This is a genomic window from Lentzea kristufekii (assembly GCF_033949925.1).
GTDB classification, from domain to species: Bacteria; Actinomycetota; Actinomycetes; order Mycobacteriales; family Pseudonocardiaceae; genus Lentzea; species Lentzea kristufekii.
Genome location: NZ_JAXAVV010000008.1, coordinates 245,325 through 257,318 on the forward strand (window position 1 = coordinate 245,325; position 11,994 = coordinate 257,318).

An 11,994-nucleotide genomic window follows, 5' to 3' on the forward strand; every position below is an offset into this window, starting at 1 on the left:
TAAGTAACTGTATGTCAGCACGTCATACGTCCCCCGGATTGTTCCGGCGGGTGGCCCTCCCCGTGGCCGCCCTGCTCGGGGTGGTCGCGGCGGCGGGCGTCACGGTCGTGGCACTGCGTGCCACCAGCGGTGCCGACTGCTCCGGCGCACTGCCGTTGAAGATCGCCGTCACCCCAGCCGCCCTGGATGTGGTGAACGCGGCGGCGCAGGACTACCAGCGATCACAACCGGTCGTGCGCGGCCGGTGCGTTCAGGTCCAGGTCGAGTCGCGCAACGCGGCCGACGTGGCGAACGAGCTCCCCACCGCGCAGATCAACCCCCACTCCCTGTGGATCCCGGACTCCTCGATGTGGGCGGCCGAAGCCCAGCGTCAGGCCGCCGAGACCGGCCCGGAGGCCCCGAAGCTCGACATCAAGCCCTCGCTGGCGTCGAGCCCGCTGGTGATGGCGGGCTCCGAGCAGGCGATGTCCAAGATCGGCTTCCCGGTCACCCCCGTGTCGTGGGCCAAGGTCGTGGACCCGAAGGTCCAGATCTCCATGAGCGACCCGACGATGACGTCGGAGGGCCTCGCCTCGCTGTTCGTGATCCGCACCCTGCTGGGCAATCCGGACGGAACGCCCAAGCCCGAACTGGTCGGCACCCTCCTGCGTGTCGGTCGCAGCGCCGTCCCGTCGGTCCGCGACTCGTTCGGCAAGGTCACCACGGACGCGGACAAGGCACCGCTCTTCGCCGCCACCGAGCAGTCGGTGGTGTCCAACAACCGCTCGGCGAAGGACAACGCCGTCCTGGGCGCCCCGCCCAAGGAGGGCACGCTCTCGTTCGACTACCCGCTGGTCCGGGTCTCCCGCCCGAACGAGCCGGAGGGCATCGGCGAGGCAGCGGCCGAGTTCGAGAAGGTCCTCCGCTCCGGCGAGACCTCCAAGCGCTTCGGGGAGGCGGGCTTCCGCACGGTGGGCGGCGCCGCCCCCGCGAAGTGGAGCACCGACGTCGAGGGCGTCCAGGCGGGCGACGTCAAGCTGATCGAGACCCCGAACGCCGACCAGGTCTCCGAACTCCTGCGCACGTGGGGCGCCATCAGCCTCGACATGCGCATGCTGACGGTCATCGACGTCTCCGGCTCGATGATCGAGAAGAGCGGCAACGGCAAGACCCGCGTGGAAGCCGCCACCGAGGCGTCCATGACGGCTCTCTCCATGCTCCCGGACACCACGGCGATCGGCCTCTGGGCGTTCTCGACCGACAAGAAGCCGCCGAACGACTGGATCGAACTGGTCCCGATCGGCCCGCTGGGCGAACCCCTCGCCGGCGTCACCCGCCGCAAGCGCCTGGAGGCGGGCGCCTCGCAGCTCCCGGGCCTCGTCGGCGGCGGCACGGCCCTGAACGACACGACGCTGGCCGCGTACCGCCACGTCCTGAAGGGCTACGACCCGTCGAAGGTCAACTCGGTCGTCCTGATGACCGACGGCCGCAACGACGACATCTCGTCGATCGACACCAACGCGCTGATCGAGACGCTGAAGCGGGAGTCCGACCCCGCGAAGCCCGTTCCGGTCATCATGGTGGGCCTCGGCGACGAGGTGGACATGGAGGCGCTTCGCGCGATCTCCGCCGCCACCGGCGGCAAGGCGTACCAGGCGCCGAACCCGGAGGACATCCGCGGCGTGCTGCTGGACGCCGTCTCGCAGCGGCGGTGCCGTCCGAACTGCTGACCGTGCAACGCACGCGGGGCGCTTTCGTACTCTCATGCAGTACGAAAGCGCCCCGCGTGCGTTTCGAGCAGGTCGATCAGATGCTCAGTTGGAGTAGACCTTCGGATCCAACGTGCCGATGTACGGCAGATCCCGGTACCGCTCCGCGTAGTCCAGCCCGTACCCGACGACGAACTCGTTGGGGATGTCGAAGCCGACGTACTTCACCGGCACCTCGACCTTCACCGCGTCGGGCTTGCGCAGCAGCGTGCACACCTGCAGCGACCGGGGCTTGCGCGACTGCAGGTTCTTGAGCAGCCACGACAGGGTCAGTCCCGAGTCGATGATGTCCTCGACGATCACCACGTTGCGGTCGGCGATGTCGCGGTCCAGGTCCTTCAGGATGCGCACCACGCCGGACGACGACGTGGACGACCCGTAGGACGAAACGGCCATGAATTCGAGCTGCACCGGAACGGGCAGCGCGCGGGCAAGGTCGGCCATGAACATCACGGCGCCCTTGAGCACAGTGATCAGCACGAGGTCGGAGTCACCTTCTGGGTGATCAGCCGCGACCTGCTTGGCGAGTTCGGTGACCTTGTCGCTGATCTCCTGCTCGGTGATGAGCACGGATGCGATGTCGCCGTCGTACACGGACAGGTCCCCTCTGCTTAAGACTGTGGTTCCACAGCGAGCCTGCCATGCGCGCGCCGCACGACAAAGCCGCCAGGTAGCCAGACACCGCCCTGACCGCGCCATTCACTCACCAGTGCGTCGACACGGCGCAGGTGCGAATCGGACAGTTCAGGCACGCCTTCGTCGATCAGCCACGCCCTGACCACTCTGCGTCGCAAAGCCGCGGGCAGTTCGGCGATGTCGTCAACAGCACAGCAGTCGCCGGCGAAGGCTTCCGCGAGAGAGTCGAGTGCGTCACAGTCCTCACGCAACTGAGCCGCCGTACGCGCCAACGACGAGGCCACGCCGCCCTGCAGCACGTCCTCCAGCAACGGCAGGACCTCGGTTCTCAGCCGCACGCGCGTGAACGACGGGTCGACGTTGTGCGGGTCCTCCCACACCTCGATGCCCTGCTCCGCGCACGCCGCACGGGTGACGGCCCGCGACACGCCGAGCAGTGGTCGTCCCCACGGCGGGTCGAACGCGCGCATGCCGGCGATCGACCGCGGCCCGGATCCGCGCCCCAGGCCCAGCAGCACGGTCTCCGCCTGGTCGTCCAGGGTGTGGCCGAGCAGCACGACGCCGGACGACGGCTTCAGAGCCGCGTAGCGGGCCTTGCGGGCCGCGGCCTCGGGGCCGCCGCCGCCCTCGACGGCAACCGGCTCCACACGCGCTACGAGACCGAACTCGGAGCACTGCTGAGCCGCCCGAAGCGCCACGTCACCCGATCCCGGCTGCAGCTGGTGGTCCACGACGACCGCCGACGCGCCGGGCACCAGCCGTGCCACGGCGGCCGCCAGCGCGAGCGAGTCCGCGCCGCCGGAGACCGCGACGGTCACGTGCTCCGGCTGCACCTCGTCGAGGAAACGGCGGACCGCCGTCCTGATCTCGGCGACCGGTCCGTTCACGGTGACACGCGGCGCAGCCAGCTCATGGGCTCGGCGATCTCGGCGCGGGTCGGCAACGTGTCGGCGGACGTCCAGATCGCGTTGAAGCCGTCCATGCCGACGCGCTGCACCACGTACTCGGTGAACTCCGCGCCCTCCTCGTACTGCCGCACCTTCGCCTCGACGCCGAGCACCGTGCGCAGGATCCGGTCGAGCAGGCCGCCGCCCTTGCGCCGCGCGCTGAAGCGGGTGCGGATGGTCGACACGGACGGCACCACGGACGGGCCCACCGCGTCCATCACGTGGTCGGCGTGGCCTTCGAGCAAAGTGGACAGTGCGATCAGCCGGTCCAGCAGGACCTTCTGCTGCGGCGACTGGATGAGCTCGATCAGTCCCATCGGGCCGTCGCCGGCGCGCAGCTTGTGCCGGAAGTCGCGGATCACGTCGGACAGCGGCGCGCGTTCCTCGTCCATTGAGGACAACAGCGCCGTGACCTGGTCGGAGAAGTACTTGCGCAGCCACGGCACGCCGGTGAACTGCAGCCGGTGCGTGCACTCGTGCAGGCACACCCACATGCGGAAGTCGTCGTCCGGCACGTCCAGGGCCTGTTGTGCGCCAACGATGTTCGGCGCGACGAGCAGCAACCGCCCGGCGAGCTGCTCGTTGGGGCTGAACGGGTCGTACTGGCCCAGCACCCGCGAGGACAGGAAGGCCAGCACGACGCCCGCCTGCACACCGGCCGTGCCGGCGAGGATGCCCGCCATCGGACCTGTCTGGCGCGGCATGGCGGGCGCGGTCAGCGCGGCCAGGCCCTGCGCGGCGGCCGCGACCCACGCCGGCCTGTCCACGACCTCGCCCGGCAGCAGCGGCAGTCCCTGACCGAGGCCGGTCAGCTCGCGGACGTGCACCTCCGCCTGCGGGGCGAGCTCACGAAGTCTGCCTACGACGTGGTCGGCCTCGCCCTTGCCGATCACGGGACCCGGCCGGACGAGCCGCACGGCGGTCGAAACCGCCAGCTCCCAGTCCACCGGGCCGAGCTCTGCCTCCGTCGCGCCGTTCACGCTTCCGACGCTACCTGCGACCGGCCCGCTACGAACAGCCACAACCCCGCAACGCGGCGGCCAGCACGTCCAGCGCGGGCCGCACCTCGGTCTCCGGGTTGCGGTTGCTCGCGGACATGAACGAGAACACGAGCACGCGTCCGTCCACGTCGACGACCATGCCGGCGAGCGCGTTGACGCCGGTGAGCGTGCCGGTCTTGGCCCGCACCCAGCCCTTGCCCGGTGCCGCGGTGCCGCCGTAGCGACCGGCGAGGGTGCCGCTGCCACCCGCGACCGGCAGCGCCGTCAGCAACGGCCGCAGCTTCGCGGTGCGCGCGTCGTCGAGCGTGGGCTTGGCCGCCGTGGTGAGCACGTCGGTGAGCAGCTTGGCCGGGATCTTGTTCGTCGCGGACAGCCCGCTGCCGTCCACGAAGTTCGCCCCGGTGAGGTCGAACCCGTTCTTGCTCAGCACGTCCCGCACGGCCTTCACACCGCCCGCGAACGACGGCTCGTTGCCCGTCTTGATCGCGATCTCGCGCGCGATCGCCTCGGTCAGCACGTTGTCCGAGATCTGCATCATGTTGTCGACGAGCTGCTCGATCGACGCCGACTTGATCTCGCCGAGCACCTGCGCGCCCGCCGGAGCCGCTCCCGCCGTGGCGCCGGGGGCCCCGATGCGCTGCGCGAACACGTCCGCCGCCGCCTGGGCCGGGCTGCCGGTGCGCGCGCCGTTGACGTTGGTCTGGTCGATCCGGCCGCCGTCGAGCATGAACGGCACGATCGGCGCGACCGAGCCGCCCGCGATGTCCACCGACTCCCACTGCGGCCCGAGCGCCTCGCCCGCGTACCGGCTGAGGTCGAACTGGACCTTGGTGACCGCGCCCTTGGCCTTGACCTGGCCGACCAGGTCGTCGAGTGTCGCGGCGCCGGGGTAGACCGACCTGCCGGGCGCGCCGGAGATCGTCGGGTCGCCACCGCCGACGATCACCACGGTGCCGGGCTCCGCGCCCTGGACGACCTTGGTGGACAGCCGGTCGGTCTTCTCGAGGCTCAGCAGCGCCGCGGCGGCCGTGAGGATCTTCAGGCTCGACGCCGGGGTGGCGGGCGTGGTGTCGCCCTGCTGCCACAGCGCGGTGCCGCTGGCGGGGTCGATGACGCTGCCGGTGAGCGTGCCCAGCGCGCTGTTGCCCGCCGGCCCGGTCAGCGCCTGCTTCACGCCGGCGGGGGTCGGGGCCGGTGCGCCCGCGGTGGCGGCCTTGACCAGCGGCTGGACGTTCGCGGGCGCGGCCGGGGGCCGGGTCTCGATCGCCTTGGTGCCGCCGAACTCGTCGACCGCGTAGATCGTGGCGCCGGCCAGGGCCGCGACGACGAGCAGGCTCAGGACCGCGAACAGCGGCTTGCGGCTCTTCCTCGGCTCCTCGGCGAGGCGGTCCTCCGGTTCCTCCTCGTAGCCGGTGACGGGGAGGTCCCGGGACTCCTGGCGCGGAGGCGGTACCGGACGGGCCGGCTCGGCACGCTGCGGTTCCTGACGCTGGGGCTCATGGCGCTGGGGCTCATGGCGCTGGGGCTCATGGCGCTGGGGCTCATGGCGCTCGGGTTCCTGGCGCTCGGGTTCCTGGCGCTGCGGTTCCTGGCGCTGCGGTTCCTGGCGCTGCGGTTCCTGGCGCTGCGGTTCCTGGCGCTGAGGCTCCTGGCGCTGCGGTTCCTGACGCGGAGGTGCCTGGCCCTGGAGCTGGTCGACGCGCCTGGTCTGCTCGGGACGCGACTGCTGCTGGTGCTGCTGCCGGTCCGACTTGACCGGCTTGTCGAACCACGACTGTTCCAGGTGCGGCAGCTGGTCGACGCGCGCCGTCTTGCCGGGCGGCACCGAGAGCTCCGTGGTCTTCTGCTCCGGCCTCGGCACGACGCGGGTCCGGTCGTTCTTCGGCTCGACGCGCACCGGAACGGCCCGAGGTTGGCCGACTTCTGGACCAATCGCCCCGTGAGACTTCCCACCGGCGGCTTCACCGGAAGGCCCGCCGGGAGCGCCGGAACCGGCCGTTGGCACACCCGGAGCGGCCTGGCCCGGACCGGTGGCGTTCGGGCTGGAACGGACCGGCGACGAGCGCAGCGGCTCCTGAGTGGACGGTGCCGAGAGCACCGCGGCGAGCGGGAAACGCATCGTCGGCTGGTCCACGGACGGGCGGTTGACCTGCACCGTTGACTGTGAAGCTGCGGCGACCGACTCGGCGTCGTCGTCCTCGGTCGGCCACTGGGGGTCGTCCGGCAAGAGAGCCTCCGTCAGCTCGGTACGGGCAATCTCACACCCACCAACCGCCGCTCCGATGAGGGTTGACAAGGCGTCGTGGTCCACACTAGTGGGCGTCACGAATGGGCTACATGAGCGAGGACCAGTGGAGTTCGACGTCCTGATCGAGATCCCCAAGGGCGTGCGCAACAAGTACGAGGTGGACCACAAGAGTGGCCGCATCCGCCTCGACCGCACGTTGTTCACGTCGACGCAGTACCCGGCCGACTACGGGTTCATCGAGAACACCCTGGGTGAGGACGGCGACCCGCTGGACGCCCTCGTCCTCGTCCAGGAACCGACGTTCCCCGGCTGCCTGATCGCGGCCCGCGCGATCGGCATGTTCCGCATGACCGACGAGAAGGGCGGCGACGACAAGGTTCTGTGCGTCCCGGCCTTCGACCCGCGGCACGAGCACCTGCGCGACATCCACCACCTGGCGGAGTTCGACCGCCTGGAGATCCAGCACTTCTTCGAGGTCTACAAGGACCTGGAGCCCGGCAAGAGCGTCGAGGGCGCGAGCTGGGTGGGCCGCACCGAGGCCGAGGCCGAGGTCAAGCGCTCCTACCAGCGTCTCAAGGACGCCGAGGCGCGCGGCGAAACGCTGCACTGAGAACGACGAAGAAGAGGGGGCCGCACGCAGCGGCCCCCTCTTCTTCATGTTCTGGCCTAGACCGCGATGGCCTCCGCGTCCGCCACGCGCTCCAGACCCGAACGGGTCGAGAGCGGCTTCTCGCGCAGGAACCACACGAGGACGAACGCCGCGATCATCACGATGCCGCCGGTCAGGAAGACCGTGTCGATCGCGCTGGAGAACCCGTCGAGGAACGGCTTGGCCAGCACCGGGTCGAGGCCGTTGAGGAACTCGGTGTTGTTGATGTCCACACCGGCCCCGCCACTTCCCTGCAGCATCTTCGCGAACTCCGGGTTCTGCGCCAGAGCGGCCTTGAACGCGTCGGTCTGCAACGCGGACTGCAGCCCGGAAGCGATCTTGTCGCCGACCGTGCTGAACAGGATCGACAGGAACACCGCGGTACCGACGGTGCCACCGATCTGGCGGAAGAACGTCGCCGAAGCGGTCGCCACACCCATGTCACGCGGCTCGGCGTCGTTCTGGATCGCCAGCAGCAGCGTCTGCATGCACTGGCCCAGCCCGGCACCCATCACGAACATGTAGACCATGACCAGCCAGCTCGGCGTGTCCGTGCCGATGGTGCTGAGCAGGAACAGCGCGATCGCCATCAGCCCGGCGCCGATGATCGGGAAGATCCGGTAGCGCCCGGTCTTCGACGTGACCTTGCCCGCGATCGCGGTGGCCGACATGATGCCGAACGTCATCGGCAGCAGCATCAGACCGGCCGTGGTCGGCGTGACGCCCTTGACGATCTGCAGGTACAGCGGGATGGAGACCATGCCGCCGAACATGCCGATGCCGAGCACGAAGTTGATCGTGTTGCCGAGCGAGAACGTGTGGTTGCGGAACATCCGCATCGGCAGCATCGCCTCGTCGCCCATGCGGTTCTCGACCCACACGAACGCCACCAGGCCGAGCACACCGACCACGTACATGGCGATCGACGTGGCCGACGCCCAGCCCCACTCACGGCCCTGTTCGGCCACGATCAGCAGCGGCACCAGGCCGACGGTCAGCGCGATGGCGCCACCGAAGTCGATGCGGTGGTTCACCCGCTGGTGCGGGATGTTCAGCACGCGGGCGACGACGAACAGCGCGAGCAGCGCGATCGGGACGTTCACGAGGAACACCCAGCGCCAGCCGGTGACACCGAGGAACGAGCTGAGACCGGCGAACACGCCGCCGATGACCGGCCCGAGCACGCTGGCCGAACCGAACACGGCCATGAAGTAGGCGGAGTACTTGCTGCGCTCACGCGGCGAGATGATGTCCGCCATGATCGCGAAGGCGAGCGACATCAGACCGCCGGCGCCCAGACCCTGCACCGCGCGGAACGCGGCCAGCTCGTACATCGACGTCGCGATGCCCGAGAGCAGCGAGCCGATGAGGAACAGCGAGATCGCCGCGAGGTACATCGGCTTGCGCCCGTAGATGTCCGACAGCTTGCCGTACAACGGGGTCGTGATGGTCGCGGTGATCAGGTAGGCGGTGGTCGCCCACGCCTGCAGCGTCTGTCCGTGCAGCTGGTCCGCGATGGTCTTCATGGCGCTGGCGACGATCATCTGGTCCAGCGCCGCGAGGAACATGCCCAGCAGCAGGCCGGACAGGATCGTCATGATCTGGCGATGCGTCAGGGAAACCCCTGGCGTGGGTGTCGCATCGGTTGTCGTTGACATCTCTAGTTTTCCCCTCCTGCGCGGGTCCCCATCCCGCGTTCGGTCAAAAGCGCTGGAATCGTGCGCTCGTAGTCCTGGACGAAGCGTTCGAACAGGTCCGCGAAGCCCTTGAAGTCCTCGTCGGCCCAGTCCGCGAACACCTGCTCGATCGCCTCGTTGCGCTGCCGGCGTCGGTTCAAGATCAGCTCACGGCCCGCTTCGGTGACCGCGAGAACACTGGCCCGGCCGTCCGCCGGATCAGCACGCCTCTCCACGAGTCCGTCCTTCACGAGCCCGGCCACCTGCCGGCTGATCGTGGACGGATCGGAGAGCACCGCCTCCGCGAGCGCACTCGAGCGGCACTCCCCGAGACCGGAGAGCGTCGCGAGGAGCACGAAGGCGGACTTGTCCATGCCCTGCTTGGCCATCTGATGGGTGACCTGGGCGTGCATCTTGTTCAGCCGCACCATTGCCATGCCGACACGGTCCGCGAGCTCGTGCTCGGGATCGACACCGGTGCCGAGGCACCTGCCCGGATCGACCATCTGACACCTCGTTGCTTGTATCACCCAACTAGTTGCTCGGTACAAGCATCCATCTCGGTCCAGCGAATTGCAAGTGAGTTCCGAGTCTCACTCCACAGTGGAGTGGTACGGGCGCGCCGAGTAGTGGTTACTGACGGGTAGCCACTAGAGCTACCCGTCAGTAACATCCCTCTCATGAGCCAAGACGTGTCGTTCATCGCAGATGCCATGAAGCAGGCCGTGCCCTACGTGAAGACCACGGGCATCGAGTTCGAGGAGGTCTCCGCCAGCCGCATCGTCGCGTCGCTGCCGGACACCCCGACGCTGCACAACCACATCGGCGGACCGCACGCCGCGATGATGTTCGGCCTCGGCGAGTCCGCGTCCGGCGCCGTCGTGATGGCCGCGTTCGCCGCGCACCTCGGCAAGGCCACGCCGCTCGCCGTCCGCGCGGAGATCGCCTACAAGAAGATCGCGATGGGCCCGCTGCGCGCGGAGGCCGTGCTGGGACGCTCCGCGGACGAGGTGCTGGCCGAACTGGAGTCCGGCACGCGGCCCGAGTTTCCCGTCACGATCACGATCACCAACGCCGAGGGCGTGACCACCGGCGAGATGACCGTCGTCTGGACGTTGAAGCCCGCGCGCTGAACTGGGCATCTCCGTATTTCAGTTCGGAATCGCGATGAACCGATCCGATCCAAATACGTAACCTTGGCCACACCGCTGCGAGCAGGCAGTATTCGGGCCTATGTCGGGGTGGAGAAGTGTGGGCGGAGTCGTGCTGGTCCTGCTCACGGCGGGATGTGCCGCGCAGGTGCAGCAGTCGAGGCCCGTCGCGGTGGAGAAGCCGGCCGAGGACGCGCCGGTGACGGCGTCGTCGTCGTCCGCGGCGATTCCGCCCGCCCAGCTGGGCATCAGCGTGACCTCGATCGTCGACGGCCGTTCCGTGATGCTCTCCGACGGGTCGAAGGCCGAGGTCAGCGCCCTCGCGCAGCCCGGGCCGTGCTGGGCTGACGCCGCCGGCAAGTTCGCCAAGGCGATGCTGCTGAACCAGCAGGTGCGCTACGACCGCACGACCGGCGCGCTCACCCTCGCGGACGGCACCGACTACGCGTTGCTCGCGCTGGGCAACGGCGCCGGGCGCACGGCCGGCGCCCCGACACCGGTGCAGAAGGAAGCCGAAGGGGCCGCGCAGCGCGTTCCGATGGGCCTCTGGGGAGCGCCATGCGGCGGCAAGGACACCCTGGAGACCTCCACTCCCCCGCCTCCGCCACCACCGCCGGCCCCGACCACGACGACGAAGCCGCCCACACCGCCCAAACCGAAGCCCGTCTTCTACGCGAGCTGCGACGAGGCACGCCGGGCAGGCGCGGCACCGCTCTACTGGGGTCAGCCGGGCTACCGCGTCGAACTCGACCCGAACCGCAACGGCATCGCCTGCGAGTCCCACTACCGCTGACCGGCGGGGCAATAACCTCAGCGGCATGAAGCTGGACAGCGCTGCCGTCGACTACACCCCCGGCGAGGCCTGGGCCATCGCGAAGCGGGCGGAGGACCGGGGTTACGACGGGTTCTGGCTCGCCGAGACCAAGCACGACCCGTTCCTCGCGCTGGCCGGCGCCGCCGCGGCGACCGAGCGGATCGAACTCGGCACGGCGATCGCGGTGGCGTTCGCGCGCAACCCGATGACCGTCGCGACCACGGCGAACGACCTCCAGCTGCTCTCCGGAGGCCGTTTCAACCTCGGGCTGGGCTCGCAGGTCGAAGCGCACATCACCAAGCGCTTCGCCATGCCGTGGAGCAGGCCGGCCGCGCGCATGCGCGAGTTCGTGCTGGCGATCCGCGCCATCTGGCACGCCTGGGAGACCGGGGAGCGGCTGGCGTTCCGCGGCGAGTTCTACAAGCACACGCTGATGACACCGTTCTTCGACCCCGGCCCGAACCCGCACGGCACCGCGCCGATCTACCTCGCGGGCGTGGGCGAGCTGATGACCGAGGTGGCGGGCGAGGTCGCGGACGGCTTCCTGTGCCACAACTTCACGACCGAGCGGTACCTGCGCGAGGTCACGCTGCCGGCGCTCGATCGCGGCCGCGCGAAGGTCGGGAAGACGCTGGAGGGCTTCGAGATCAGCGGCCCGGTGTTCGCCGCGACGAACGAGCAGGAGATCGCGGACGTCAAGCGGCAGATCGCGTTCTACGGGTCGACGCCCGCGTACCGGCCGGTGCTGGACCTGCACGGCTGGGGCGCGCTGCACGAGGAGCTGCACCGCATGTCACGGCGGCAGCAGTGGGCGGAGATGAGCGAGCTGATCACGGACGAGGTGCTGGCCGAGTTCTGCGTTCTCGGCGCCCCTGAAACCGTCACGGCCGCTCTGCTGGACCGTTACGGCGACGTCGTCACCAGGGTCTCTCCGTCGAGCGCGGTGCTTCAGCGCCCGGAGAAGTGACTGAGCCCGGCACGTGCCAGCTCGGCGTGGAACGCGTCGAGCTCGGCGCGCACCCTCGCGACGCCCCTCTTGCGGATCCACCGCCGTCTGCCGACGTTGGCCGCGGTCAGGGCGAAGGGCAGTGCCAGCAGGGTCAGGGCCAGCATCATGATCATTC

Annotated in this window: 12 protein-coding genes; 5 read left to right on the forward strand and 7 right to left on the reverse strand. The window is 69.5% G+C overall.

What is annotated here, in order from left to right; all coding sequences use genetic code 11:
• Positions 1-50 precede the first annotated feature (50 nt).
• Positions 51-1,709 carry a substrate-binding domain-containing protein gene (locus SK571_RS18540; protein WP_319985320.1) on the forward strand — a complete coding sequence of 553 codons (1,659 nt, stop codon included), beginning with the start codon at positions 51-53 and terminating at the stop codon, positions 1,707-1,709.
• An 84-nt stretch (positions 1,710-1,793) separates the two neighbouring features.
• Here the strand turns inward: SK571_RS18540 and hpt are convergent, their stop codons facing one another.
• The 4 genes from hpt to dacB are packed head-to-tail and all read right to left on the reverse strand — an operon-like array spanning position 1,794 to position 6,559.
• On the reverse strand, positions 1,794-2,342 hold the full coding sequence (gene hpt / locus SK571_RS18545; protein ID WP_319975994.1) for a hypoxanthine phosphoribosyltransferase: 549 nt from the start codon (positions 2,340-2,342) through the stop codon (positions 1,794-1,796).
• A gap of 17 nt (positions 2,343-2,359) precedes the next feature.
• A complete protein-coding gene (tilS, locus tag SK571_RS18550; RefSeq protein WP_319985321.1) occupies positions 2,360-3,271 on the reverse strand; it encodes a tRNA lysidine(34) synthetase TilS in 912 nt (303 codons plus the stop codon).
• Positions 3,268-4,311, reverse strand: a complete 1,044-nt coding sequence (locus SK571_RS18555) for a zinc-dependent metalloprotease (RefSeq protein ID WP_319985322.1) — start codon at positions 4,309-4,311, stop codon at positions 3,268-3,270. Before SK571_RS18555 ends, tilS begins: the two co-directional genes overlap by 4 nt.
• Positions 4,312-4,339: 28 nt before the next feature.
• Positions 4,340-6,559, reverse strand: a complete 2,220-nt coding sequence (gene dacB, locus SK571_RS18560; protein WP_319985323.1) for a D-alanyl-D-alanine carboxypeptidase/D-alanyl-D-alanine endopeptidase — start codon at positions 6,557-6,559, stop codon at positions 4,340-4,342.
• 124 nt (positions 6,560-6,683) lie between these two features.
• Here dacB and SK571_RS18565 point away from each other — a divergent pair, with 124 nt between their 5' ends.
• Positions 6,684-7,190, forward strand: a complete 507-nt coding sequence (locus SK571_RS18565; protein ID WP_090070060.1) for an inorganic diphosphatase — start codon at positions 6,684-6,686, stop codon at positions 7,188-7,190.
• Positions 7,191-7,246: 56 nt separating this feature from the next.
• On the opposite strand, the gene SK571_RS18570 is transcribed toward SK571_RS18565, so the two are convergent.
• Both SK571_RS18570 and SK571_RS18575 read right to left on the reverse strand, forming a co-directional pair.
• Positions 7,247-8,887: an MDR family MFS transporter gene (locus SK571_RS18570; protein ID WP_319985324.1), complete on the reverse strand. Its 1,641-nt coding sequence runs from the start codon at positions 8,885-8,887 to the stop codon at positions 7,247-7,249.
• A gap of 2 nt (positions 8,888-8,889) precedes the next feature.
• Complete coding sequence (locus tag SK571_RS18575; protein WP_319985325.1) at positions 8,890-9,411, reverse strand: MarR family winged helix-turn-helix transcriptional regulator; 522 nt, start codon at positions 9,409-9,411, stop codon at positions 8,890-8,892.
• A 174-nt stretch (positions 9,412-9,585) separates the two neighbouring features.
• On the opposite strand from SK571_RS18575, the gene SK571_RS18580 reads away from it, so the two are divergent.
• The 3 genes from SK571_RS18580 to SK571_RS18590 all read left to right on the forward strand — a co-directional run bounded on the left by SK571_RS18580 (position 9,586) and on the right by SK571_RS18590 (position 11,837).
• Positions 9,586-10,038 (forward strand): DUF4442 domain-containing protein, encoded by a 453-nt coding sequence (locus tag SK571_RS18580; RefSeq protein WP_319985326.1) that lies wholly within the window; start codon positions 9,586-9,588, stop codon positions 10,036-10,038.
• Positions 10,039-10,156: 118 nt separating this feature from the next.
• Complete coding sequence (locus SK571_RS18585) at positions 10,157-10,849, forward strand: excalibur calcium-binding domain-containing protein (RefSeq protein ID WP_319985327.1); 693 nt, start codon at positions 10,157-10,159, stop codon at positions 10,847-10,849.
• 25 nt (positions 10,850-10,874) lie between these two features.
• On the forward strand, positions 10,875-11,837 hold the full coding sequence (locus tag SK571_RS18590) for a TIGR03617 family F420-dependent LLM class oxidoreductase (protein WP_319985328.1): 963 nt from the start codon (positions 10,875-10,877) through the stop codon (positions 11,835-11,837).
• Here SK571_RS18590 and SK571_RS18595 read toward each other — a convergent pair.
• On the reverse strand, positions 11,819-11,992 hold the full coding sequence (locus SK571_RS18595; RefSeq protein ID WP_319985329.1) for a hypothetical protein: 174 nt from the start codon (positions 11,990-11,992) through the stop codon (positions 11,819-11,821). The genes SK571_RS18590 and SK571_RS18595 overlap by 19 nt on opposite strands.
• Positions 11,993-11,994: the final 2 nt, after the last annotated feature.

What these genes read in the sequence shown, in the direction of transcription:
- SK571_RS18590 (WP_319985328.1), top strand. Translation starts at nt 10,875, where the DNA reads ATGAAGCTGGACAGCGCTGCCGTCGACTACACCCCCGGCGAGGCCTGG.
- SK571_RS18570 (WP_319985324.1), bottom strand. Translation starts at nt 8,887, where the DNA reads ATGTCAACGACAACCGATGCGACACCCACGCCAGGGGTTTCCCTGACG.
- SK571_RS18595 (WP_319985329.1), bottom strand. Translation starts at nt 11,992, where the DNA reads ATGATCATGATGCTGGCCCTGACCCTGCTGGCACTGCCCTTCGCCCTG.
- SK571_RS18580 (WP_319985326.1), top strand. Translation starts at nt 9,586, where the DNA reads ATGAGCCAAGACGTGTCGTTCATCGCAGATGCCATGAAGCAGGCCGTG.
- SK571_RS18575 (WP_319985325.1), bottom strand. Translation starts at nt 9,411, where the DNA reads ATGGTCGATCCGGGCAGGTGCCTCGGCACCGGTGTCGATCCCGAGCAC.